At 34.4% G+C, this 26,757-nt stretch carries 19 protein-coding genes and 3 pseudogenes; 19 read left to right on the forward strand and 3 right to left on the reverse strand.

Features of this window, described 5'->3' with window-relative positions; translation table 11 throughout:
* Window positions 1-13 precede the first annotated feature (13 nt).
* The 3 genes from ACU8YW_RS10920 to adhP all read left to right on the forward strand — a co-directional run bounded on the left by ACU8YW_RS10920 (window position 14) and on the right by adhP (window position 3,098).
* Window positions 14-661 carry a response regulator gene (locus tag ACU8YW_RS10920; protein ID WP_048541220.1) on the forward strand — a complete coding sequence of 216 codons (648 nt, stop codon included), beginning with the start codon at window positions 14-16 and terminating at the stop codon, window positions 659-661.
* A gap of 192 nt (window positions 662-853) precedes the next feature.
* The gene (locus ACU8YW_RS10925) at window positions 854-1,708 is read left to right on the forward strand and encodes a MurR/RpiR family transcriptional regulator (RefSeq protein WP_088063262.1); all 855 of its coding nucleotides are present in this window, start codon (window positions 854-856) and stop codon (window positions 1,706-1,708) included.
* Window positions 1,709-2,060: 352 nt separating this feature from the next.
* The gene (gene adhP, locus ACU8YW_RS10930) at window positions 2,061-3,098 is read left to right on the forward strand and encodes an alcohol dehydrogenase AdhP (RefSeq protein WP_426933698.1); all 1,038 of its coding nucleotides are present in this window, start codon (window positions 2,061-2,063) and stop codon (window positions 3,096-3,098) included.
* 140 nt (window positions 3,099-3,238) lie between these two features.
* Here adhP and ACU8YW_RS10935 read toward each other — a convergent pair whose 3' ends face one another.
* Together ACU8YW_RS10935 and ACU8YW_RS10940 are read right to left on the reverse strand one after the other, a co-directional pair.
* The gene (locus ACU8YW_RS10935) at window positions 3,239-4,258 is read right to left on the reverse strand and encodes an ABC transporter permease (protein ID WP_142310507.1); all 1,020 of its coding nucleotides are present in this window, start codon (window positions 4,256-4,258) and stop codon (window positions 3,239-3,241) included.
* Window positions 4,255-5,157 (reverse strand): ABC transporter permease subunit, encoded by a 903-nt coding sequence (locus ACU8YW_RS10940; RefSeq protein ID WP_064470577.1) that lies wholly within the window; start codon window positions 5,155-5,157, stop codon window positions 4,255-4,257. Before ACU8YW_RS10940 ends, ACU8YW_RS10935 begins: the two co-directional genes overlap by 4 nt.
* A gap of 520 nt (window positions 5,158-5,677) precedes the next feature.
* Between ACU8YW_RS10940 and gntK the strand changes: the two genes are divergently transcribed.
* The 16 genes and pseudogenes from gntK (at window position 5,678) to ACU8YW_RS11020 (ending at window position 25,849) form a co-directional block, all read left to right on the forward strand.
* On the forward strand, window positions 5,678-7,216 hold the full coding sequence (gntK, locus tag ACU8YW_RS10945) for a gluconokinase (RefSeq protein WP_088063264.1): 1,539 nt from the start codon (window positions 5,678-5,680) through the stop codon (window positions 7,214-7,216).
* 14 nt (window positions 7,217-7,230) lie between these two features.
* Window positions 7,231-8,580, forward strand: coding sequence for a GntP family permease (locus ACU8YW_RS10950; protein ID WP_142291725.1), 1,350 nt, complete (start codon window positions 7,231-7,233; stop codon window positions 8,578-8,580).
* An 18-nt stretch (window positions 8,581-8,598) separates the two neighbouring features.
* A complete protein-coding gene (gnd, locus tag ACU8YW_RS10955; RefSeq protein ID WP_060488646.1) occupies window positions 8,599-9,495 on the forward strand; it encodes a phosphogluconate dehydrogenase (NAD(+)-dependent, decarboxylating) in 897 nt (298 codons plus the stop codon).
* A gap of 270 nt (window positions 9,496-9,765) precedes the next feature.
* Window positions 9,766-10,986 carry a tetratricopeptide repeat-containing glycosyltransferase gene (locus ACU8YW_RS10960; RefSeq protein ID WP_060488647.1) on the forward strand — a complete coding sequence of 407 codons (1,221 nt, stop codon included), beginning with the start codon at window positions 9,766-9,768 and terminating at the stop codon, window positions 10,984-10,986.
* 34 nt (window positions 10,987-11,020) lie between these two features.
* Complete coding sequence (locus ACU8YW_RS10965) at window positions 11,021-12,175, forward strand: CgeB family protein (protein WP_088063266.1); 1,155 nt, start codon at window positions 11,021-11,023, stop codon at window positions 12,173-12,175.
* A gap of 146 nt (window positions 12,176-12,321) precedes the next feature.
* Window positions 12,322-12,858 (forward strand): NADPH-dependent FMN reductase, encoded by a 537-nt coding sequence (locus ACU8YW_RS10970; RefSeq protein ID WP_046955699.1) that lies wholly within the window; start codon window positions 12,322-12,324, stop codon window positions 12,856-12,858.
* A gap of 1 nt (window position 12,859) precedes the next feature.
* The gene (locus tag ACU8YW_RS10975) at window positions 12,860-14,089 is read left to right on the forward strand and encodes an MFS transporter (RefSeq protein ID WP_097908308.1); all 1,230 of its coding nucleotides are present in this window, start codon (window positions 12,860-12,862) and stop codon (window positions 14,087-14,089) included.
* A gap of 723 nt (window positions 14,090-14,812) precedes the next feature.
* Window positions 14,813-15,943: an RNA-guided endonuclease InsQ/TnpB family protein gene (locus ACU8YW_RS10980; protein ID WP_446894064.1), complete on the forward strand. Its 1,131-nt coding sequence runs from the start codon at window positions 14,813-14,815 to the stop codon at window positions 15,941-15,943.
* A 158-nt stretch (window positions 15,944-16,101) separates the two neighbouring features.
* Window positions 16,102-16,659: a YdcF family protein gene (locus ACU8YW_RS10985; protein WP_088063268.1), complete on the forward strand. Its 558-nt coding sequence runs from the start codon at window positions 16,102-16,104 to the stop codon at window positions 16,657-16,659.
* A gap of 100 nt (window positions 16,660-16,759) precedes the next feature.
* A complete protein-coding gene (locus ACU8YW_RS10990; RefSeq protein ID WP_446894065.1) occupies window positions 16,760-17,707 on the forward strand; it encodes an ABC transporter ATP-binding protein in 948 nt (315 codons plus the stop codon).
* A 3-nt stretch (window positions 17,708-17,710) separates the two neighbouring features.
* On the forward strand, window positions 17,711-19,222 hold the full coding sequence (locus tag ACU8YW_RS10995; RefSeq protein WP_098133859.1) for an ABC transporter permease/substrate-binding protein: 1,512 nt from the start codon (window positions 17,711-17,713) through the stop codon (window positions 19,220-19,222).
* Between the two features lie 213 nt (window positions 19,223-19,435).
* Window positions 19,436-20,863, forward strand: a complete 1,428-nt coding sequence (locus ACU8YW_RS11000; protein ID WP_000129474.1) for a basic amino acid/polyamine antiporter — start codon at window positions 19,436-19,438, stop codon at window positions 20,861-20,863.
* A gap of 75 nt (window positions 20,864-20,938) precedes the next feature.
* Window positions 20,939-21,199 carry a hypothetical protein gene (locus ACU8YW_RS11005; protein ID WP_000391452.1) on the forward strand — a complete coding sequence of 87 codons (261 nt, stop codon included), beginning with the start codon at window positions 20,939-20,941 and terminating at the stop codon, window positions 21,197-21,199.
* 106 nt (window positions 21,200-21,305) lie between these two features.
* Window positions 21,306-23,127: pseudogene (locus ACU8YW_RS11010) on the forward strand (DUF8727 domain-containing protein).
* Window positions 23,117-24,973 (forward strand): annotated as a pseudogene (locus ACU8YW_RS11015) (hypothetical protein). Before ACU8YW_RS11010 ends, ACU8YW_RS11015 begins: the two co-directional pseudogenes overlap by 11 nt.
* Window positions 24,974-25,250: 277 nt before the next feature.
* Window positions 25,251-25,849 (forward strand): annotated as a pseudogene (locus ACU8YW_RS11020) (hypothetical protein).
* Window positions 25,850-25,945: 96 nt separating this feature from the next.
* Here ACU8YW_RS11020 and racA read toward each other — a convergent pair.
* Window positions 25,946-26,491: a chromosome-anchoring protein RacA gene (gene racA, locus ACU8YW_RS11025; RefSeq protein WP_446894066.1), complete on the reverse strand. Its 546-nt coding sequence runs from the start codon at window positions 26,489-26,491 to the stop codon at window positions 25,946-25,948.
* Between the last annotated feature and the right edge of the window lie 266 nt (window positions 26,492-26,757).

Below are 26,757 nucleotides of genomic sequence, written 5' to 3' on the forward strand. Positions count from 1 at the left end.
GGGGAGAAGAAGATTGAAGATTAAATTACTACTAGTTGAGGATCATCATATCGTTCGAAGAGGACTTGTGTTCTTTTTAAAAACGAGAGAAGAATTTGAAATAGTTGGGGAAGCAGAAAATGGTGAAGAGGCATTAACATTCATTCAAACGGAAAGACCAGATGTAGTATTAATGGATCTATCAATGCCGAAGATGGATGGTATAGAAGCAACAAAACGGATAAAGCAATATGATAAAACAATAAAGATACTTATATTAAGCAGTTTTTCAGAGCAAGATTATGTTTTACCAGCACTGGAAGCTGGAGCAGATGGTTATCAATTAAAAGAAGTACAACCAGAGCAACTTGTTGCTTCTATCATTGCAGTACATGAAGGAAATGCGAATTTTCATCCGAAAGTAACACCAGCACTATTCGGACGATCAGCAGTTAAGAAAGAAAAAGAGAACCCTTTTTCCATGTTAACAAAAAGAGAGCAAGAAGTACTTCGTGAAATTGCGAAAGGGCGAAGTAATAAAGAAATTGCAGCAGAGCTTCATATTACAGAACAGACTGTGAAAACACATGTTTCAAATGTTTTAGCTAAATTGGAAGTAGATGATCGTACGCAAGCTGCATTATATGCGGTGAAGCACGGGGGAAATAATAAGTATGAATAATTATGTCCCATGTTACGACAGAATACATAGGAGTATTTAAAATTTATCCCGCTATTTGCGGGCTTATAATTAGTGGGAGATGTACAATACTCTCACTGATTAAAGTTTCAATTTATAGTAGTGCTAAATAAAGGTTTTTCTTCTTTCTATAATTAGGTACAATAAAACTACGATGGAAGGGGAAGATATGCTATGCCAGGTACAAGAAGTGGGATTGGAAAGATTCAGGCTTCGTTAAATGGTTTATCACCGAAATTGCGAAGTATTGCCGAACATATATTGAAACATCCACAAGATGTTGTACATAAATCTATTACAGAATTAGCTGAAGTTACGAATAGTTCTGAAGCTACGATATTCCGCTTATGTAAGCACCTCGGTTTTCAAGGGTTTCAAGATTTAAAGATTACATTAGCTCGTGAAATTGTACATACTCCTATGCAAAATATTCATGAAGAAGTATCGGCAGAAGATAGTATGGTAACTGTTGCTAAAAAAGTTTTTCATTCGCATATTACAGGACTGCAAGATACATTGCATTTGTTAAATGATACAGCGCTAGAGCAAGCCGTAAAGGTATTGCAAGATGCAAGTCGTATTGAGTTTTATGGAAATGGTGGTTCTGGTATTATAGCGATGGATGCATATCATAAATTTATGAGAACGGGTATTTCTTGTATTGCTCATACAGATTCACATTTTCAAATTATGGGTGCGGGTTTACTTACTAAAGAAGCAGTGGTAATTGCAATTTCTCATTCTGGTAGCAATAAAGGGTTACTGGAAGCGTTAGAAGTAGCAAAAGCAAGAGGAGCTCGCATTATTGCAATTACGAGCTATCAGAAATCAGCATTAAGTCAACTTGCTAATATTACATTATATACTTCAACACGTGAGACGGAATTCCGTACAGAAGCAAGTTCATCAAGATTAGCACAGTTAAGTTTGTTAGATACTTTATACGTTGGGTTATCGTTACAACGCCAAGAAGAGACATTGCAAAATTTACAAAGTATACGCGAAACAATTTCGATGAAACGAATATAAAAAGTCCTTCAATTGAAGGGCTTTTTATATTGGCAAATAGTCTTTTGTGAAAATTTGATGATTATAATTTCCTGTTTTAAAAAATCTTTATTAATTGAGTTTTTTACTCCCGCGTAGAGTTCTAATAAACTATACATAGATGCAATTTCGGTTTTCCCTTCAAATAAACATTTGGTTAATAATTCAAATATTGTTCAATATTTAACAATAAGCTTTTAAAATTACATGTTATGATGAACGTGTAATGATGATTGAACATTTAAATTTGGTGCAATAATTGGCCGAAACAGTGCAGGTAGAAGTTGTGAGATGAACTCATTAAAATTCTAAAACACTAAAGGGGAGATCACATATGAAAGCAGTAGTAGTTAATAAAAATAGTAAAGCAAACATTGAAGTTATTGAAAAGGAATTACGTCCGTTACACTCAGGTGAAGCGCTAGTAGATGTAGAGTATTGTGGAGTTTGTCATACTGATTTACACGTTGCAAATCATGATTTTGGAAACACAGATGGCCGTATTCTTGGTCATGAGGGTGTAGGTATTGTTACGAAAATTGCTGATGATGTAACTTCACTAAAAATAGGTGACCGTGTAAGTATTGCATGGATGTTCCAATCTTGTGGACGTTGTGAATATTGCATAACTGGTAGAGAAACATTTTGCCGTGAAGTTAAGAATGCTGGTTATTCAGTAGATGGTGGTATGGCAGAACAATGTATTGTTACAGCTGATTATGCTGTGAAAGTACCAGAAGGATTAGATCCTGCTCAAGCATCATCAATCACATGTGCGGGCGTAACTACATATAAAGCAATAAAAGTATCAGACATTAAACCTGGTCAACCTATCGTCATCTATGGGTGTGGTGGATTAGGTAACCTAGCTATCCAATATGCTAAAAACGTATTTGGTGCAAAGGTAATTGCAGTAGATATTAATGACGATAAATTAGCATTAGCAAAAGAGGTTGGTGCGGATATGACTATCAATCCAATTTCTCAAGGTCCTGCTGATAAGATTGTTCAAGATGAGTTTGGTGGTGCTTATGCTGCTGTAGTAACAGCCGTTTCTAAAGTAGCGTTCAATTCAGCAGTTGATGCAGTACGTGCTTGTGGTAAAGTCGTTGCAGTAGGTTTACCAGTAGAAACGATGGATTTAAACATTCCGCGACTTGTACTAGATGGAATTGAAGTAGTTGGTTCTCTAGTCGGTACTCGTAAAGACTTAGAAGAGGCATTCATGTTCGGTGCAGAAGGAAAAGTAGTGCCGGTTGTTCAAACTTGTTCTCTAGATAAAGTACAAAATGTATTCGAAGGAATGGAACAAGGTAGAATTCAAGGACGTATGGTAATCGATTTTAAACAGCATAATTGTGATTGCAAATAATTCATTTTAAATATAAAAAGCATGAGTCTAGCTAAAGACATGTAAAAAAGTTAGACGGCAGAAAGAAGATGATCCCTGCATTCAACAGGAATCATCTTCTTTGCATTCCACTACTATCAATGTCGACTAACGAGAAAGGATTAAAGGTTCACTTTATCTACAAACGAAAAAGAATCTTTACTTTTAACAAATTTTTTATGATTTGGAACGGTTTGAATTGCTACAACTAGCGAATCTCTTGCTTTCAGTGCATCTTGAATCCCGATTGTCATAAGCTTTATAAATAGAATCGTAATAAAGAATGAAACGAGAGTATACAAAATAATCCACCATGAAATATTCATTTCATAACGATTTAATCCAATAAGGCCTGCCCAATCATTAGATAGAGAAACAGGTTTGAGTACTCCGTCATAGAGTTCACGCATTTGTATCCCGCCAATTACAATATCAAGCAACGCTAAATGGATAACGAGTATGAGTGCTTGGACGATATGTTCCATGAATAACACAAATAAGCGATCAAGTAATAAGACTCGTAAGTGTTTTTTGATAATATGAAAACGGCTAGCCCCTAGCAATTGGGAACTTAAAATGTAATCTTGTTTCATAAATTCCTCAACCTCTGAGGATATATATAAAGAAAGTGTAGGCAGAGCGACGAAAATAAGTACGAGTACTTGATAAAAAGCAAATGAAATATTTGGATCTAATCTATCAGCATTTGATACGATTACAATATTAACGGGCGTGATGAGTATAAATGCGATAAATAAAGTAGGAATGTAATAAAAAACTTCTGAGCATGACTGGAAAAATCTCTTGAATTTTGGAGCATATAAACTTAAGAGGATTCCTATACATGTTCCGAATAAAATTCGAAAGAAGCTAATTGCCACGGCTAATAAAATGGTAAATTTTGCTCCTTCTATAATTTGTAAGAAAACAGACTCTCCAAAACGATCAGATCCAAAAGGCGGTATTAACGATGGTGGAAAGGGGGCCTTTCCAAGTAATTCGTTATTGTCATTGTAAAGTAACTGAGGAGGTTTTGGGATGTTATCTTTAAAGAACCAACTATAAATAAAACTAGCTGAAACAAGTATGAATAAATAAGTAAAGCCGATTAAAAAGCGTTTTGATTTCCAAATAGATTTCATAAAGCTACTCCTTTCAATTGTTTTTGCCATCTATTCATCATGAGAGAGATTATTTGAAAAATGGCATAAAACGGTAAAATAATCATGACAAGTATAATAAATGCAGCGGGAGGTGAAATAAACGCCTTCTTAAATAAAAATTGAATAATACCTTGCATATTAAAAACAAATTCTAAAATGAATAAGTTAGAAAGTAAGAAAACAAAAATCGTTTTTAAATGGTAGAAGAAGTGGATAGATATATTTTTGAATAAATGAATGCGTAGTATATAACTTGATGAAAGACCTTTTCCATATGCAACCTCTACGTAATGTTTTCCATGTTCTTCTTGTATGTATAACACCATCATCCGAAACATTTGTAATGTAGGTAAGACCGCTAAAGATAAAATAGGGAGTAAATAAGCGCGATTTTCATTAAAAGAAATAATGGTGAAAGGAGCTTCCCCAAATTTCTTAAGTACCCAAATGAAAAATATTTGCAAACAAATCATCATCATCATATCAGGGACAGCTTCTAATATGAACACAATTCGGTTTATCCATTTTTTTATATAATCTTTTGCTAAAAAATAAAAAAATGCCATGCTAGATGAGATAAAGAGCGCAAGCAAAAAGGCCACAAATAATACAATAAACGAATATAGGTAAGGTTCTAAAACAGTTGGAAATAATGGTGTTGTTTTTAAATGACCAAACTTTGGGTCTGATCCTATAACCAACAATGATTCAGGTGAGAAAACCTGTTTTAACATAGTAACGATCTGGTTAAAAAAATAAATTGGTTGAAAGGTGAATCCTTGTTGAGTGATAAATAAATAAGGTAAATTTAATAATAGTAACAGTGATAAAAGAATTGATGAAAGCTTAATTGTGAATTGAGATATTTTATGTAACATTAAATCCCTCCGACATCTTTTTACAACATTATACAATAAAGTCTAAAATATTGTTTTATTTTTCTGAAAAATAAAAATACTATTAGATTTTATAGTATGGAACATATATTTACAAGTTAATAAAGTGATAGTAGGATCCGCACTCTAAGACTATTAAGATAAAAGGACGAGTGAACTTAATACAATAAAAACGAGCAAAGTGCACAAAATTTCCATTGCGGAGGTAGTTGCTGTACAACTCCTTTTTCATACAAATGAGTAGAACGTAAGGAAGGACTATGTATGTGTTGTTAATGAAAGAAAAAGAGAGTGTGTTGCGAAACGTAACGAATATAACGCAACTTTACCGCGGGGAAAATCTAAATTTAGTATGTAAGTGAAATGGAATGATGGGGATATATTTTTTGTTATGAAAAAAATTTTCTTTTTAAAACTTGATTAATGAAAAAATATTTTATATACTAATTCATGTAAACGGTTTACTAGATCGTATTTTGCTAGAAACGAAGGGAAGATCCGCATGGAAACAAGGGGGAGAGTAATCGGGATTGATATCGGTACCACAAGTACAAAAACGGTTGTATTTACAGAAAAAGGAAAAGTCGTTGCATCACATGCAGTTGATTATCCAATTATTCAACCGAACGTCGGATGGGCTGAGCAAGATCCTGATGTAATATGTGCTGCTGTATATAAAACTGTAAGCGTTGCCATCCGAAAGGGTAACGTGTTACCAGAGGATATTTCTTCAATCGGTATTAGTACAGCAATGCACGCATTAATTGCAGTAGATAAAAACGGTGCACCATTAACGCGTTCTATCATTTGGGCAGATAATCGAAGTACGAAACAGTCAGAAAAATTATTACAACATATGAATGGTCATGAAATTTATAGACGAACGGGTACACCAATTCATCCGATGTCGCCACTTTCTAAATTATTGTGGATGAAAGAGGAAGAGCCAGAATTATATGCGAGCGCATATAAATTTATTTCCATTAAAGAGTATGTTATGTATCAATTGTTTTCACGTTACGTAGTGGATTATTCAATAGCATCAGCTACTGGGTTATTTAATTTAGAAACATTAAACTGGGATGAAGATGTTTTAACGTTGTTACATATGTCACCAGAACAATTATCAACACCAGTGCCAACTACATATATTTTGTCGGGTATGAAACCGGAATTAGCACAAAAGATGGGTATTCGTGAAGATACGCCAGTTGTTATTGGTGCAAGTGATGGTGTTCTTGCGAATGTGGGCGTTGGGGCAATATCGCCTGGCTCAGCTGCAATTACAATTGGTACAAGTGGTGCGGTTCGAACAATTTCATCAAGTGTTAATACAGATGAAAAAGGAAGAACGTTTTGTTATGCATTAACAGACGAGCACTGGGTGATCGGCGGACCAACGAATAACGGCGGAATATTACTGAGATGGTTACGTGATGAATTTGGTAGCCCAGAGCAAGAAGTAGCAAAAAAACTTGGCATTGATCCGTATGATTTATTAATTAAGTATGCGGAAAGTGTACCAGCTGGAGCGGGTGGATTGCTATTTTTACCGTTTTTATCTGGAGAGCGTGCACCGTACTGGAATGCAAATGCTCGTGGTACATTCTTTGGAATAAACCTTCAGCATAAACGAGAACATTTTATACGTGCAGTCATGGAAGGTGTTTGTATGAGCGTATATTCTGTTGCACTCGCAATCAGGGATTGTACAGGGCCACTTACTGAAATACGCGTTTCAGGAGGTTTTGCGAAATCTGCATTTTGGAGACAAATGTTATCCGATATGATGGGAAAAGAATTGCTTGTTCCTGAAAGTCATGAAGCATCTGCGCTTGGGGCAGCGGCAGTTGCTTTATATGCTGTAGGAAAAATTGATTCTCTTGAAGAGGTAAAGGATTGGATTGATATTGTTCATCATCATGTACCGAATAAAGAAAATACGGCTATATATTTAGAAATGTTTTATATGTATGAACGACTTTACAATCGCTTGAAAGAAGAATTTGATTGTATAGCTGCTTTCCAACGTAAACAATAGGGGGATTGGGAGAAATGGTAGTTGGAATCGTACTAGCGGCAGTTGTCATACTACTTTTACTTATTACAGTAGTAAAATGGCATCCGTTTGTCGCGTTAATTTTAACAGCAATTGGTGTAGGACTTGCAATGGGAATGCCATTGATTGGAACTTCACCAAAAGATCCAGGGATTATCGATTCTATTAAACTAGGGCTTGGTAATACGTTAGGGTTTTTAGCGATAGTTTTAGCATTAGGAACCATGCTAGGAAAAATGATGGCCGAATCTGGCGGTGCTGAACGAATTGCTACCACATTAATAGATCGTTTTGGGAAGAAACGTGTTCACTGGGCGATGATGTTCGTTGCATTTTTAGTAGGGATTCCAGTATTTTTCCAAGTTGGATTTGTACTACTAATTCCATTAGTATTTACAATTGCGTTAGAAACAGGGGTATCACTTATTACAATCGGTATTCCACTAGTAGCAGGACTATCTGTTGTACACGGACTCGTGCCACCGCATCCAGCGGCGATGGCAGCAGTAGGTATTTTTAAAGCAGATGTAGGGAAGACAATTTTATATGCTTTAATCGTCGGACTTCCAACTGCAATCATTTCAGGTCCGCTTTACGGGAAATGGATCGGTGCTCGTATACATAAAGAAGTACCATTAGATATAGCGGAGCAATTTATTGAAAGAGATAAGAAGAAGGAACTTCCTAGTTTCGGAAATACATTGTTTACTATTTTACTTCCAGTATTTCTTATGCTAGGTGCATCGATTGCGGAAGTAGGGCTAAGCAAAACAAGTCAACTTGCACAAGTATTGCACTTCATTGGAGATCCAATAGTCGCGTTATTAATTGCAACGATATATTCTTTCTTTAGTCTTGGTTATGCAAAAGGTTTCTCAAAAGATAAAGTATTAAAATTTACAAATGATTGTTTAGGGCCTATTGCGAACATACTGTTAGTTATCGGTGCAGGCGGTGCGTTTAATAAAGTATTATTAGATTCTGGAATTGGAACGACAATCGCAGAAATGGCGAAAGAATCTCATATTTCACCGATATTATTAGGTTGGGGAATTGCGGCACTTATCCGAATTGCGACTGGATCTGCTACAGTTTCTATGATGACAGCAGCTGGAATTGTAGCACCGATTGCAGCAAGTACATCAGGTGTAAATGTTGAACTACTAGCACTTGCAACAGGTGCAGGGTCATTAATTTTATCACATGTAAATGATTCTGGATTTTGGATGATTAAAGAGTATTTTGGAATGACTGTGAAAGAAACATTATTAACATGGACTGCAATGGAGACGATATTATCTGTTGTAGCACTTGGACTCATTTCGTTATTAAATATATTTGTATAGAATGGGAGATTGATGAATATGAAACTAGGTTTAATTGGATTAGGAAAAATGGGATTCCCATTAGCAGAACATTTATATGAAGACAAGCATGAAGTAGTTGTATATGACGTTAATAAAGAGCTTGTTGAAAAGGCAGGGGCAATAGGGATTACTGCTCGTCATACATTAAAAGAAATGATTGCTGAACTAGAAGCTCCTCGTACAATTTGGGTAATGGTACCTGCGGGAGAAGTTGTTGAATCGGTACTAAAAGATGTATATCCATTATTAGAGGAAGGCGATATCGTTATTGAAGGCGGGAATTCATTCTATAAAGATACGTTACGCCGTGCTGAAGAAGCGAAAAGTTTTGGTTTACATTACGTAGATATCGGTACATCAGGCGGTGTAGAAGGAGCTAGATACGGTGCTTGCTTAATGGTTGGTGGAGAAAAAGAAATTTATGATCAATTAGAACCTTTATTTAAAGATTTAGCAGTAGAGAATGGGTATTCTTATGCAGGCCGCGTCGGAAGTGGTCATTTCTTAAAAATGGTTCATAACGGTATTGAATACGGAATGATGCAAGCAATCGCTGAAGGCTTTGAAGTGTTAGATAAAAGTGATTTTGATTTCAATTATGAAGATGTTGCTAAAGTATGGGCAAACGGATCAGTTATCCGCGGTTGGTTAATGGACTTAACTGAAAAGGCATTTGCAGATGATCCTAAACTTGATGGCATTAAAGGTGTGATGAACTCTTCAGGAGAAGGGAAATGGACTGTGGAAACGGCACTTGAACTTCAAGCGGCAGCACCGGTAATCGCAATGTCATTATTTATGCGCTACCGTTCTCAAGAAGATGATACATTCCACGGAAAAGTAGTTTCAGCTCTTCGTAATCAGTTCGGTGGACATGAAGTTGTGAAAAAATAAGGTTGTTTTTAAAAAGAAACTTGTGCATAGGCGCAAGTTTCTTTTTTTATAGTGTAAGAAATCTCTAATTTAAAAATATCAATCAATCATTGTTTATTTGTACTGATTGTATCAAATATATAGTGAAGCATGAAAGATGTCCCAACATAAAAATAAGAATAAATAAAATGAAATTTTCATAAATAGTAAAAGGATGATTATGTCATCAGTGTAGCTATGAAGTGGTGTTACATATGAAAAGAGCGTGTTAATAAAATATGAGGTGGTTAAATGGGAAATGAGCAAGTGAAGAATGCAGGGGAAGAAAAAAAGTTATGTCTTTGTATGATTGTTAAAAACGAGTCTAGAATTATGGAAAGATGTTTAAATGCTACAAAATCAATTGTAGATTTTGTTTCTATTTGTGATACGGGATCAACTGATAATACACCTGAAATTATTGAAAATTGGTGTGAAGAAAATGAAATCCCTGGAACAGTTCATCATGAACCATTTCAAAATTTTGGCTATAACAGAAGTTTAGCAGTTTCATTAGCACAAAAAACATATCCAGAAGCAGATTATTTATTAATATTAGATGCAGATATGATATTAGAAGTTGATCCCGAGTTTGATAAGACTAGTTTAACGGAAGACCACTATCTTACAATGCAATATGATATTCATATTAAGTATTGGCTTACACGCCTTTTGAAAGCTTCTTTACCATGGAAATCTGTCGGTGTTACTCATGAGTATTGGGATATAGATCGTTCCAAAGTTGGTGCGAATTACAATACGAGGGTAGCTAGGTTAGAGACGCTTGTCGTTAACGATCCTGGGGATGGTGGTAGTAAAGCTGATAAATTTGAGAGAGATGAGCGGTTGTTGTTACAAGGATTGAGTGATTCAGAAACAACGCCAGATTTGCATATAAGATATTTATTTTACTTAGCCCAAACTTATTTTCATTTAAGTCAATTTGAAGATTCGATTAAATGGTACAAAAAAAGAGTGGAAGCAGGTGGATGGGTTGAAGAGGTGTTCTATTCGTTATTGCGAATAGGATTTTGTTATGAACAATTAGCAAACCGTTCAGCAAATAAACAATATGAGGTAACAGAAGTGGATGAAAAAGAAAATGCTAAGGCGCAAGAAGAGCAATATACAGCATTAGCTATTCTTTATTTTCAAAAAGCGTGGGAATATAGACCAACTCGGGCTGAGCCATTATACCAACTTGCAAGAATGTATCGATTAAAATCTCAAAATAATATTGCTTTGATGTATGCGTTGCAAGGGAAGGAAATTCCTTTTCCGAAAAATGATCTGCTATTTGTAGATTATCATGTGTATGATTACTTATTTGACTATGAGATTTCTATAAGTGCTTTTTATATACCGCATAAAAAACATTTAGGTGCAGTATCACAAAAATATTTGGAATCGAAAAAAGAAGAGCTACCGTTGCATATAGCAAATATGGTAGAAAGTAATGCGAAATTTTATTAAATACATTGTCGGTTAAAGGAGTAGTGGAGTAATCATGGAATTAATACGATGGGCGCTAGAACTAGGGGAATCCGTGCATGGAAATACGTATGAAGAATTGATGCCACTACTAGATTATTATTATGATCGTGATCATTTAAAAGCGTATTGTATCGCAAATCTCCTTATAGACATGGACGTAGCAGAAGAGCATCGGCAAAAAATCGAATTAAGAAGGTGCATTGCTGCTTATTATGCAGGAATGTATAAAGTAGCAAAAAAACATGCAAGTGAGCTTTTAATTAAATATCCGGATGTGGATTTATATAAAAATAATTTAAGACTAATGGAAGCTTATTTGAATAAAGAATATGATTATTGTCTTTTTATATGCCCAAAGACGTATGGTAGTTTTATAGATGTTGCGCGAGCTTTGAAATGGCGATTGGAGCAGGAGGGAAATACAGCAATTATTTCAGAAACAATACTAGAAAATGTGAAAAATACAATTGTTTTTGGAGCGCATACGTACGCACATAATCCGAATCTACTACCAAAAAATGCAATTGTTTATAATTTAGAACAGCTATATGAAGGAAGTCCTTATGCGCATCCTCTTTATTTAATGTTATTAAAAGATAAGGAAATTTGGGATTATAGTAAACAAAATATAGAATGGTTAAAACAAAAAGGAGTAGGAAAAGAAATAAAACATGTGGAAATGAACTATGCCCCAACTCTAGAAATAAAAAAAGATGCATTTGATGAAGAGTTAACTGAAGACATTGATATACTGTTTATAGGTGCTCTTAACCCAAGGCGACAAGCTATTTTTAATCAATTAAAAGTAGTTGCCCCGAATTTAAATATTGTTTTTAAAAATAATGCGTGGGGAATTGTTAGAAATGAGTTGATTGCTAGGTCTAAAATTATATTAAATATTCATTTTTACTTATCGGGTATTCTTGAAACTCCTCGAGTTTCTTATGCAGTGGCAAATAAGAAATTTATTATCTCTGAAAATAGTAATCCTGAGGACGAGATAGAGTGGCCAGGAATAGTGTTTACTCCGTATGAAAAAATAATAGAAAACGTTATGAAATATATAGAATTACCAGAAGAACGTATTAAATTAGCAGAAAAAGCGTATAACCATTTTGAAGCAAAAAGAAGCATAGACATACTGAGCGATAAAGCGGAAGAAAAGTAATTGTGAAGAACTCCTACTTTCGTATGAGTTCTTTTTTTCGTCTATCATACTATTTTATCAAGCTAGTTCCCTCTTTATATTGTGTTTTGTATAGAAATTTCTGATAATATATAAGTATAACTGAAAAACAAAGGAGAGAAATAATTATGAAACTAGTCGTTATTAACGGTACGCCAAGAAAATTCGGTAGAACTCGTGTGGTGGCAAAATATATTGCTGATCAATTTGAAGGGGAGTTATACGATTTATCAGTAGAGGAACTGCCTTTATATAACGGGGAAGAATCACAACGTGAATTAGAAGCGGTAAAAAAATTAAAGGCATTAGTGAAAACTGCAGACGGTGTAGTACTATGTACACCTGAATATCATAATGCAATGAGTGGAGCGTTGAAAAATTCGTTAGATTACTTAAGCAGTAGTGAATTTGTTCATAAACCTGTCGCATTACTTGCAGTTGCTGGAGGCGGTAAAGGTGGCATTAACGCATTAAACAATATGCGTATTGTTGCTAGAGGGGTGTACGCAAATGCAATCCCAAAACAAGTTGTGCTTGATGGACTTCATGTACAAGACGGTGAACTGGGAGAAGATGCAAAACCGTTAATTCATGATCTAGTTAAAGAATTAAAAGCATATATGAGCGTATATAAAGAGGTGAAAAAACAACTAGGAGTTGAGTGATATGCCATCTCTGTATAAAGATTCACGCTTGTATTTCATTCTAGGGGCCAATAGTCTATCAGCTATTGGTTCCGGCATTGTTATGATAACGATTCCGTGGTTGTTAATTAAAGAGAATGGAGGAGAGACAACGTTTGGTTATGTATCCATCATCGCAACTCTTATTATGTTTTTATTAACACCGTTTATCGGGCAGAGTATTGATCGTTTTTCAAGAAAATCTTTATTATTATGTAATGAAGGTATTGGGATAGTCGTTATTGGAATGATGGCTATATGGGGATTTACTGGGCAACCTTATCATTCTATTCACTATATTCTAATATATATAGCAGGGTCATTTTACTATTTATTATTTTATCCTACAATATTTGCGTTTAACCAAGAGATATTTCAAGCAGAACATTATAAAAATTTAAGTGGAACAATGGAAATACAAGGACAGTTAACTCAAGTTATTTCAGGAGCGGCTGCTAGCTTCCTTATTGAAATCATTTCTTTAAAATGGATCTTGTTAGTAGATATGTTAACTTTTGCAGGAGCATTTTTCCTTTTCTTATGTATACCGTATGTAAAGAAAAAGGAAGTAAAAAGAAAAGTAACATTTAAGAAGCAATTGTTCGAAGGGATTCACTTTATGCAAAAGCGTCCGAAGTTCTTTTGGTTTTTACTGGCGACTTATATGCCGTTTATCGGTGTCATGATGGCAAATTATTTAATCCCGGTATATATCTCAGATCTATTAAAAGCCAGTGCCTCTGTATACGCAATAGAAGGTATGATGTACGGTGTCGGAGCGGTTCTTGCGGGAATAAGTATTCCAATTATGATGAAATATGTAAAGACAGAAGTTTCAATCGTCATGACGATGTTCATATATGTAATTTCAATTACCGTAATGATTATTGAACCTTCCGTAATGTTGTTATATGGACTTGCAATTTTTCATGCAATTGGAAATGCGGGTACAAGAGTGGCAAGAAATGTATTGATGATGGAGGAAATTCCAAATGAAGTAATGGGACGTGTAGACAGCTTATTTCGATTAATTGGTACAGGAATACGAATTGTATTATTAATGCTGTTTACAGCTGGTGTATCTAAAGTAGGTGTCATGGTACCGTTTTATTTACTAAGTTTCATATTGATCCTTTCGTTAGGAATTGCTATAAAATATGTAATCTCAAAACGTAAATTCGAAGCGAGTGTTTCTAATAAATCGATCGTTTAAAAAATACTTCTGCCTTCCTTTCTTTTTCTATATAATAAAAAGAAAGGGTAATTAACTGTTACGATTTATTTAACCAATTATAACGAAAGTTAATTAAACATATCAGTAAGCCCTGCTAGTCAAGTGATTGGCTAGTAGTGAGGGTTAACTGCGGGCAATCCCTAAAGCTGATTGAACTACAACGTGGCTAGAAATAGCGAGCGTGAATGTCGCGAAAGCAGAAAAAATCAATCAGATCGTGCAAGGTTAAATCCTAAACACTAGAACAATGGGTCTTCCGCCTCGAATCATCTAAGTCAAAATGGATAAGATGAACGTTCAACGACTATCTCGTATAACTGACGAGAGTACACCACAAGCCTATGGTGGTGGAAAAATCCTCTATCTCTAAGTAGATAAACATATAGTCTGCGCTCATGTGAAAGCATGAGAAGTTCATAAGAGAACTGGCTAAGGAATTGCGCCCTTAGTTGAACGAGATAAATTTAATTAAATCTATCAAGTCTCATTGAATCTACCGAATCTATGCATTATGGTAAATTCAATGAGGTGAGAATAATAATGGAGTTTTTACGAGTTAGTCAAGTATCGGAATTAACAGGTTTGTATCCTAGTAGTCTTAGGAGAATGCTGATGGAACATGCTACTATTCAGAAGAATCAATCTTTTATCATCTGAAAGGTGAGTGCTCGAATAATCGCACAGTAAAGGAGTAGGCTTCTGATGATATTGGCGAAGAAAGTTAGACTGATTCCAACGCCTGAACAAGAAAAAGTGCTTAGAAACCATGCTGGTGCTGCAAGATTCGCCTATAACTATTGTAAAAGAATGAGTGATAGATATTATAAGCTATTTGGAAAATCTGTTTCACAGTTAGCTTTACAGAAACGATTTACAAAGATCAAGAAGCGAAAGAGATATGAGTGGTTAAATGACATCAACGCACAAGTTCCTAAACAGGCTTCAAAAGATTTTGATAAGGCGAGGAAAAATTCGTTCGAAAAGTACAAAAATGGTTATCACACTTCTTATAAATCCAAAAAAGATTTAATCCAAGGATTTTATGCCAATTATGAAAGACTGATTATAGGAAAGAAAGTAGTTCATATTCAGTCTATTGGAGAAGTGAAAACAAGCCAACAACTACCAAGAAACAAAAAAACATCCAATCCAAGAGTTACATTTGACGGTCGTCACTGGTGGATTAGTGTAGGGTTCCAAGAAAACTTTGAATCACAAGAACTAACCAATGAGTCGATTGGTGTGGATGTTGGTTTAAAAGAGCTGTTTGTAGCTTCTAATGGTACGAAAGAACGAAATATAAACAAAGATGCCAAGGTTAAAAAACTTTTGAAAAGGAAAAAGTTAGCACAAAGAGATATGTCTAGGAGATTTAAAAAAGGTGTAAAAATTCAATCTGCCGGATATGAAAAAGCTAAAACTGAGCACCTGCGGTTATCTAGGAAAATTACAAATATCCGAATTAACCATATCCATCAAGCAACAGCTAAATTGGTGAAAAACAAACCAATGAGGATCGTTGTGGAAGACTTACCTATCTCAAACCTGTTAAAAAACAAAAAACTATCGAAAGCATTTTCATTTCAAAAATTACACTTCTTCTTTCAATGTTTATCATACAAGTGCGAGAAGTATGGTATTGAGTATGTAAAAGCTGATAAATGGTTCGCCTCAAGCAAGATTTGCTCATGTTGCGGAGTAAAATACGACCATTCAGTTCAACCAGAAGGACAGTGGAGTTTAAAAATACGTGAGTGGCGTTGTGTTGGGTGCAATAGCCACCACGATAGAGATTTTAATGCTTCGATAAATTTATCAAGATGGGTAAAATAAATGCTTGATAATAGGAGGTAACGATACTGCCTCGTGTGGAGTGTTATACCCCTCGTCCCTTCGGGGTTGCGAGAACACGATGAAGCACTAACTCGTGTAAATTTGATTGAATTGTATAGATTTAGTTAAGTTTATCGTATCGGAGTGCAAACTTATTTATGAACAAATGGATCTTGCTTATAATCTTATTATTTCCACCACTGTACATTCTTTATATGACGTTTCGAATGAAGAAAGTTGCTCGTGAAAAATTGAGTAATCACTCTCCGTACGTTCTTATTTTAGGCGCAAAGTTATTTGGAGATAGACCGTCTTTATCTCTTCAAAACCGTTTGGATGTAGCGTTGGAATATTTACATTCCCATCCTGAAGCGAAAGTAATTGTTTCAGGTGGTCAAGGGGAAGATGAAGATATACCGGAAGCTCATAGTATGAGAAACTATTTAATGGTTCATGGTATAGATGAGAGTCGTATTTTAATAGAAGATCAATCTACAAATACGTATGAGAATTTAAAGTTTAGTATGGATTTATATGATGTGAAACATGCGGTAGTTGTAAGTAATACGTATCATTTGTATAGGACCAAAATAATTGCAAAGCGTTTAGGCATGAAGATGGAGGCACTAGCTGCTGAAACACCAATGCGCTCTAAGAAAAAAATGTATGTACGTGAATATGCTGCAATAATGAAAACGATATTGTTCGACCGTTAGAGCTCAAATTTGAGCTCTTTTTTAATTATAAAGCGTATCATTTGAAATGAATGCCGTATTCCATCAAAATAAAGGAAACAACATTAAAGGAGTTGTATTTGTGATTCAATTTAATCATGTGTCAAAAGCGTATGAAGATGGCATGAAAGCAGTGGATTCATTGCATTTAGAAATTAAAAAGGGAGAATTTTTTGTTCTCATTGGTCCGAGTGGTTGCGGGAAAACAACGACAATGAAAATGATTAACCGTTTAATTGAAACGACTGAAGGATCTATTTTAATCGATGGAAAAGATATTCAACAATATAATATTAATGAATTGCGTTGGAATATAGGATACGTATTGCAGCAAATCGCTTTGTTTCCGCATATGACAATTGCAGAAAATATTGCAGTTGTTCTTGAAATGAGAAAATGGAGCAAAGAAAAAATAAAAGCTCGTGTCGATGAGTTGCTACAGATGGTCGGGCTAGACCCAGACGTATATCGCGATCGTATGCCTGATGAATTGTCAGGAGGGCAAAAGCAGCGCGTTGGTGTCGTAAGAGCATTAGCCGCAAACCCGAAAATCGTTCTTATGGATGAACCGTTTAGTGCGTTAGATCCATTAAGTAGGGAACAGCTTCAAAAGGATATCGTACAATTGCAAAAGAAGATTCAAAAAACAATTGTATTCGTAACACATGATATGCAAGAAGCATTATCACTTGGAGATCGTATTTGTATTATGAAAGAAGGAAAAGTAGTTCAATTAGATACACCAGAAGGTATTATACATAATCCGAAAAATGAGTTTGTAGAAGAGTTCATTGGAAATCGTGGACAACCTTGGTATGAGGGGAAAAGTATAGAAGATGTATTGCCACTTGATGAAAGTATACGGGTAGAAGGGGATGCATTATCATTGCATTCTTCTTTACAAGAAGCATTAGTTCGTGTACGAGCTGACGAAGTCGTTCCAGTTGAAGAAAATGGTCAATATGTTGGAGCTTTAACAAGTCGTCATATTGTTAATTACATTGTTGAACAAATGAAGGAAAGAGGCTAAACAGTGACTGATTTTATACAAACGTTCCAAGAGCGAAAAATAGAATTACTAACTGCATTAAGTGAGCATTTACAAATATCGCTTATTTCACTATTTTTTGCAGTAATTATTGCGGTGCCACTTGGCATTTTATTAACGAGAAAACAACGAATGGCTGAATTTATAATAGGAACTTCTGCGGTTATGCAGACAGTGCCATCACTTGCATTACTCGGACTTTTAATTCCGTTAGTAGGAATTGGAAAACTCCCAGCCATTATTGCATTAGTTGTGTATGCACTATTACCTATTTTACGAAACACATATACAGGAATAAGGGAGTTAGATGAATCTTTAATCGAAGCAGCGAGAGCTATGGGGATGAATAGCTGGAGAAGACTGTGGAAGGTAGAGCTTCCTCTTGCATTACCAATTATTATGGCCGGTATTCGTACGGCGATGGTATTAATTGTTGGAACAGCTACATTAGCAGCTCTTATAGGTGCTGGTGGGCTCGGAAAACTCATATTACTTGGTATCGATCGAAATGATCATGCGCTTATCATTTTAGGGGCCGTACCAGCCGCGTTACTCGCTTTATTCTTTGATGTAGTACTTCGAGTGCTTGAGAGTCCAAAACGCTCTTCTAAGCGTATTATATTGACGATATGTATTACTTGTATAATGATTGCTTCTCCCTTTCTTTGGAACACACAAAAGAAAGATATTGTTATTGCCGGAAAACTTGGATCAGAACCTGAAATTTTAATTCAAATGTATAAGCAGCTTATTGAACAGGATACCGATTTACACGTAGAATTAAAACCAGGTCTTGGAAAAACAGCATTTGTATTTGAAGCATTGAAATCAGGAGAAGTAGATATATACCCTGAGTTTTCGGGAACAGCTTTATCTACTTTTGTGAAAGAAGAGCCAAAAAGCACAAATCGGGATGAAGTATATGAGCAGGCTCGCATTGGAATGGAAAAGAAATATAATATGGTTATGTTGAAGCCGATGGAGTATAACAATACATATGCACTAGCTATGCCGAAAAAAATAGCAGATCAAAATAATATAAATACAATTTCTGATTTAGGAAAAATGGCACAGGATGCTAAAGTAGGATTCACATTAGAATTTGCTGATCGTGAAGACGGTTATAAAGGAATGCAAAAATTATATAACTATAATTTTTTAAATGTGAAAACGATGGAACCGAAACTACGTTATAGTGCAATTCAATCAGGGGATGTTAACGTAATCGATGCATATTCAACTGATAGTGAACTTGAGCAGTATGGACTGAAAGTGCTAAAAGATGATAAAGGGTTATTCCCACCGTACCAAGGTGCACCATTATTAAGAAAAGAGACGTTACAGAAATATCCTGAACTTGAAAAAGTATTAAATACATTATCTGGGAAGATTACAGATGAAGAAATGCGAAAAATGAATTATGAAGTAAATGTGAATGGAAAAAGTAGTGAAGAAGTTGCGAAACAATTTTTACAAAAAGAGAATTTACTTCGTTAATTTTACAAGAAATATACAAATTTATATGTATGAAATGACCGTTCATTACAAAATGAACGGTTTTTTTGTGCATACTTATACATTTTTTCAAAAAAGTATTCCATTTTTCTTCATTTTCTTTTAGAATAAGTAATGTTTTCCTGAAAAAATATAAGAGAAACGTCTATTAGAGAAAAAGGTGACTTTAATAGTTGAACGAACATAACACCTAGAATGACAGATGGGGTGGTACAAATAGAAAAGAAGTTAGGGTTTTTTCCATTAATTGCATTAGTAGTCGGAACGATGGTTGGTGGCGGTGTTTTTAGTTTACCGCATGATTTAGCAGTAGGAGCAAATAGCGGCTCTATAATAATTGGTTGGTGTATTACAGCGATGGGAATGATTCCACTCGCGCTCGTATATCAAACGTTAGCAAGACAAAAACCGGAGCTTGAGGGCGGAATTTATAGTTATGCACGTGCTGGTTTCGGAGAATATATCGGATTTAACAGTGCTTGGGGATATTGGCTAGCAGGAATTTTAGGAAACGTTGCAACAATCATGTTACTGTTTAGTACATTAGGTTATTTCTTCCCCATTTTTAAAGGTGGAAATAATGTTGCGTCTATCGTTGGTGCATCACTTTTATTATGGACACTTCATTTTCTAATTTTATTTGGAATTCGTGAAGCATCTATTATGAATGTTATTGCAACGATAGGGAAATTAGTTCCAATCGTATTATTTATTGTTGTAATGGTAACAGCGTTTCGCTGGGATACATTTACACATGATTTTTGGGGAGAAGGAACTATATCAGTTTCCTCTATACTTGGTCAGGTGAAAAATACAATGCTTGTAACTCTTTGGGTTTTCATTGGGGTTGAAGGAGCGGTTGTATTATCTGGTAGAGCGAAAAATAGCCGAGATGTTGGTAAAGCGACAGTACTTGGACTTATTTTAGTAATGTCTATTTATATTTTAATTTCTGTCTTGTCTATGGGAGCGATGACAAGAGGAGAGCTTTCCGTGTTAGAAACCCCGTCAATGGGACATGTATTAGAACATGTTGTTGGGACATGGGGCGCCGTTGCGATTAACATTGGGTTAGTTGCTTCACTAGTAGGTACATTAATAGGCTGGTTTTTACTTGTTTCTGAAATTTCCCACGTAGCAGGAAAAGATGGCGTGTTTCCGAAAGTCTTTACGAAAACAAATAAAAAACAAACGCCACATATGGCATTATGGATCTCAAATGGCGTTGCCCAAATTATATTTATAATCGTTCTGTTTTCAGAATCAACATATCAAATTATGTATTTTATTGCTTCAACATCAATTTTAGTACCATATTTATTATCAGCGTTATTCCAATTTAAATTAGTTATTACAAACGAACTAAAAGATGCAAAAGTAAAAAACGGCTCGTTAGCTTTAATTGCTTCTACTTATTCTGTATGGCTTCTATATGCAGCAGGTTTGAAAAATTTATTACTTGTTTCAATCGTGTATGGAATTGGGATTATTGTTTACATGTATGCAAGAAAAGAAAAAGGAAATCGTTGTTTTAAAGGTATTGAGAGATATGTAATGTGGGCAATTGTTATCGCAGCTATCACATCACTTTATATGTTATTAACTGGAAATATAAAAATGTAAAAGTCCTTTTAAATAAAGGGCTTTTTTCTTTGTCTAGAGAATATTTAATACATAAGATATTCAGGAGGGATGAAAATGGAAGAAAAAGAACAGTTAACCAGAATTGTTGATTTAGCGAGTGAAGTAAGGAAAGTATTAGTGCAAGAATCCTTTTTTAATCATCATCCTGAACTACGAGGAGTGATTGAAAATTTAGCGAGTGCTGTAGAGAATTTGGCGGAATTACAGCAAAATACAGATGAAAACGCTGAAGATCGATTACGATATGTACTTGCTAAAATGAAAATTGCTCATAATGCCATTTTACAAGAGAAAAAAGCATTTCCATCTCATTAATATACGTTTTAATTTTGAACCTGGCGGATAACGTCAGGTTTTTTGTTTCTAGTTTTTCGTTTCTTTCATACACTAAGAATAGTATGAAAAAAAGAAGGTGACGAAGGTGAGATTACATAAAGCTCTTCAGCCAAGTTTTATAAAAAGAATGTACTATATGAGGTTTATCGGAAAGTTTACAAAAGCAGAGAGAGAGAAGAATGGAGAGAACTTCTTTGTACAATGCCTATCGCCAATACCATTCACGTTACAAGAGCAATTAAAAAATGAACCCTACGTATTTGAAGGTTTATGTAGCAATAAAAAGAATGAAAAAGTCTTTTCGGAATTAAAGAAAAGAAAATTAGAAAAGCAATTGGTTATGTTTCGTCTCTATTATGAAAGAGGACATATATACGTGGAGTTAATTTGTGCAGAAGAACCACGAGAAATGGCCAATGGCTATAAAATGATTCCAGTACCTAAAGTTTCCGAATACAAAAAAGGAGAGTCTTTAGAAAGAAAACTTGGAAATGGCTATTTGTCATTTCTAATGCCAAAATATCCGAAAGACTTTGAGCCTCCCGAATTATTGTGGCACGATGGAAGGTTATATGGAAATATATCTTTAAAGTCATCATCAATTAGTTCAATCGCATATTTTGAACAGCAGCGGGAATGTAAGTATATAGACTTAAATGACTGGATGAAGTATGTGGAAATAGCGGTAGAAGATCAATTGTATTTTGTAAGCAATCACATGTATGAGCAATTAAAAAAACGAATGACTGAAGAAGGTAAGTATGTAGAAGTAGAGGAAATAAAAGTGCACAAGGATGAATGGGAATGGGATGAGCGTGAATCCGTCTTTTTACAGTATGTAAAAAGTTTTGTACGTAATAAAGGGCTATATTTGGATGAAACGGACATTTATAATTTCCATATAAGTGCGAAAACAAATATGTTGACGATTCTAGGTGGTATACCAGGCGCTGGGAAATCCCGATTTGTGCAAGCTTATGCAGAAGCACTTGGATTACAGTATGGGGAAGAATTGGTTTGGATTCCGATTTCACCATCGTATCAAGAACCACATGATTTACTTGGTTACCTTCACCCAAATGGTACTTTTATTGAAAGTGAAACAAAATTAGTTAGGGCGTTAATGAAGGCAAAAGAAAATCAAAATCAACTATATATAATCGTTTTTGATGAAATGAATATGTCACATATTGAGCATTGGTTTACTCCATTTCTATCTGTTCTTCAACTTGAAAAGCAAAACCGTATTCTAAATTTGTATGAAGGTGTACAAGAAAAAGAAAATCCAATTCCATCAACAATTGAAATTGGTGAAAATATTATATTTGTAGGTACAGTAAATTTTGATGAAACAACGAAAGAACTCTCAGATCGATTATTAGATCGGACGAATTTAATAACGTTACAAAAGATTCCGTTTTGTGAGATGTGTATGGAACAAGAGAAAATTGTATTACAACCACCTCTGAAAGTAACTGCAGGAGAATTTCGTATAAGCTGGGTCAGGAATAAAGCGATGATTGAGGTGTTTTCTGAAGAAGAGTTAGAACTATTAGATAAGTTACATGTTGTATTGTCATCACATGATATGTCAAAGGGAATTTCATTTCGATGTGCAAACGCAATCGCTACTTACTTGCAAAATATACCGTTCCAAAATAATCATTCCTATATGATCAGTAGAGAAGAGGGATTTGATTTACAAATCAAGCAACGTGTATTGACGAAAATAAGAGGTACTGAAATGATGGTTGGGTCTTTACTTTCTGAAGACGTAAAAAGGGGGGCGACATTACTACCTCTTTTGCAATCGCCACCTTGCAAACAGAGTATCTACATTTGAACACTCTTTAGCATATATAAGAGAAAAGCGTAGAGAACTGGAGCTGTATGGCTATGCAAAATGAAGGGCGATATGAAACAGAAATCGTTGATACGAAAGAAACACTCCCTTTTGTATTAAAGTTAATCATTGGAACTGAGGCAAAGGGGGAATATATTTTATTAAATCGTCTTTGTACATCTACTACAGCATTAGTTCAATGTATTTATAAAGTACAAGAATTAAAACCAATTAGATTGCATTACCATTATGAAAATCCAATGAATATTACTTTTATATGGAATAAAGTATATGAGGGACAGAAAAATATAAAAGAGTCAAAATATGAAATAAATGAAAAAAAACAAAAGGTATTAATATATGAACATGGAAAAACGGAATTCTTTTATCCATGGCGTTGTGGATTATATCATTTTGAAGTGAATATAGAAGATAGAACGTATTATGGCGCATTTCAAATCGTTCCCAAAAATTTTTTTGATGATCAATTTTTGAAATGATTCAAAACTATGTAAAGTCAATTTTGAATGAGTTGATTTTAGATAGAGGTTATTATAAAAAGACTTTCTCTGCACTTAGTGATATTGAAGATTCTTCTTATTTAGTGTTACTTAGAAAGTTGCCGCAAAAAATGAAAAAGATAAAGCAAATTTTTAAGAAAATAGAATCGAGTTCAAAATTTATACATGAATATAAATGGGAAGAAAAAGAGCGGAAAGCAACGAGAAAAGGAGCCATAGTGGCGGAAAGAAAACCGTATGCAAAATATTATAATCGTAAGTTTATAGAACAAAAAAATAGTAAGGAAAATGCATTTCTTAAATTTAAAGCGATGCAATTTTATTTCTATTTACTTGAAGCTGAAAGTTTTTTGCGCCAAACAATTGAAATATTAGAAAGAGCAAAAAGGAAGAAATCAGAAGAATTTCAAGCTGTAAAAACGATTATACAAACAATTGAGCGTAATGGATCAGTGACCGATAGAGAGAAACAAAAATATAAAAATATATTCATTTACTAAAAGAGGCGGATTTGCGAAAAAGCTCTATGAAGATACAAGAATATAAAATATTAGCGCACTTTGTACATGAAAGTGTACAATACTTTCAAACTTTAATGCATTCTCCATTTTGGAGAGAAGTTTCCGAAACAGGTAACATGTACTCACATAATTTACCGATACCACATCAACAACTACTACAGCATTTAGATGTACTTCCACAATATACAGAACAATCTCCATCTTTATTATTTGTTTATAAACCAACATTTTTAGTGTATGAATATTACGCTTTTTTTATCGTTATTTCCATGTTAGCGCAAATTGGTTTTGAGGCTAGAAATTCCATTCGTGAACAAATTCAAGAACATTTTTATGTAGATGGATTACAGGATGGAACGACAGTAGTTTTACACCGAGATGATATTAGAGTACATGTCGCATTTAATGATTTAATTGAAACTCATCCCCTTATTGCATTAAGTAAAGGGAGTAATTTTTATAATGGAGAAGATACGAAGAAAAGCCAGACATTCGCTTAGACTGTTATGTAAAGGAAGAAGGAAAATACGTATATCAATCTTCTATTATTATTGAAGTGAAGTATAGCCCAATGTACAACATTTTTCAGCACGTTGGAAATACGAAGGCAACTGAGCAAATGTATAAGTACTGGTCTATAAAATATGTAGAAGAACAGGATGGAAAGAGAGTCTATTATCGAAGGGCCATTTATGAAGTTATTTGTGTATATCCAGGAAGTCATATGCATAGTAAAAAAATTGAGTCTGGATGTGGTGTGTTCTTGCAATTATATCCATATAAAACGAAACAAGGGGAAGAGAAATTAGCCGGAAAACATGGAATGGTACAAATTTTTGAGAAGTGGTTAAAAAGCATGAAGAAGTAAAAAAATCCTTTTTTATAAAGGATTTTTTTAGATTAAGAAGAAATATATGCTGTATGGAAGACAGCTTTATACGATTTGAATTTGAAAGTAATATAAATATATTGTTAGAAGAACGGTACATGAGGGATATAAAAGACGATTAAGATGGAATTTAATTCGTTTTGCAGAATATAATAAGTCATAAATATTTTTAGTTGCATACGAAGATTTGTTCTTATATGATAGATAGTGAAAGCGTTATCAAAAAACAGAGCGGCGATGGGAAAGGCGGGTAAATATGTTCCAGCGTGTTCAAACAAAAGAAGAACATTTTTGGTTCGAGCAACTATGGGGAGATTTTTGTGAAGAAAGAAACTTAATGTTCGTAGAACGTAATTTAAATCCATCACGATTTTTATTAATAGAAGATGAACATCATATTGGTACAGTAGAATGTATTAAGTATACGGAACCAGAGCAATCGAATTCTGAGTTTTTCTATCCGTTTTCTAAAAATGATTTAGTGAAAGATTTAAAAAATGTGTATGAAATAGGCAAGTTGAGTATTGCGAAAACGTCTCGTGGGAGAGGACACTTCAAAAGACTAACAGCTATTTTATTTATGCATGCATTAGAAACGAAAGCAGAATGGTATATTGCAGCAGTGTGACAAAAAGAATGTATATGTATTTATTAACACTCGGTTTCCCAATTGAACCGGTAGATAAGCCATTTCAGTTTCATGATACTTTACAAGGTGTACCAGTGCGAATTCATGCCCGAAAAGGGGCTACGCATTTGTATTCTTTAAAAGAATTTCGAGATGTGATTCAAGGGAATGCTCATGCACAGGCATTAATCGCAGAATACAGTAAGAATATTATGTTAACAAAATAAAGCGAAATGAATATATACAATAAAGAGAATACTATTTTAATATGAAGTCATTCTTCATGAAAAAAGACCCTTATTATTTTAATAAGGGTCTAAAAATTATAATCCAAATATACTAAAAATCATTTTGCGGCGCTTCGGCTTCTTTTCTCGTTCATATGTTGGTTTTGAATCGGGAGTAATATATATTGGTTCTTCTTTCTTGAGGGAAGCTTCTAGCTTTTGAATTCGCTCTAACATTTCCTCCATTTCACGGCGATGTTGTAAAAGTTGGTACGTAACAACATCATCATTTGCCTTATCTTGCATTTGTTCTTCCATTCGATCTAGCCTTCTCGTAATAGTGTTTAATTGAGCTGCTAATTGCTCAAATTCATGTGATGATTTGTTTTGAACGATTGTATTTACTGGAGTTTTTAATTCTTCAACATCATTTGATGATGTTTTTTGAGTAGGGTGAGAGTTTTGAGACTGCTCTATTTGTGAAAGATGGAATTCTAACATTTGATCTAAATCTTCTTGTGTGAAAATAAAGTGACCATATTTATTTTTTTCTATCGTAAGATTTAATTGTTGTGCAATCCGGACAACAGCCTTTGGGCTAACACCTAATTTTTTTGCGATAAATGGTGTTTTATATTCCAAAATAATCCCTCCTATATATATCCTGTTGAATGATTTCGATCTATGAAGGAAGTTCCCTTCTAGTGTGACAAAAGAAGTGTGGAATCGGCAAAGAAAGTGTTTTTTCACGAAATGAACCTGTGAAGAATATATCGTTTATATAAAATGTTTTATCTTAAGATTTTTTAGAACTATTTGACTAAGGGAAATGAATTAGATTATCATAATGATAAATATCTTTTTTATGTATGCATATAATATATAAAAAGGTGGTTGCTAATGTAGAA

Source organism: Bacillus pretiosus, from assembly GCF_052947655.1.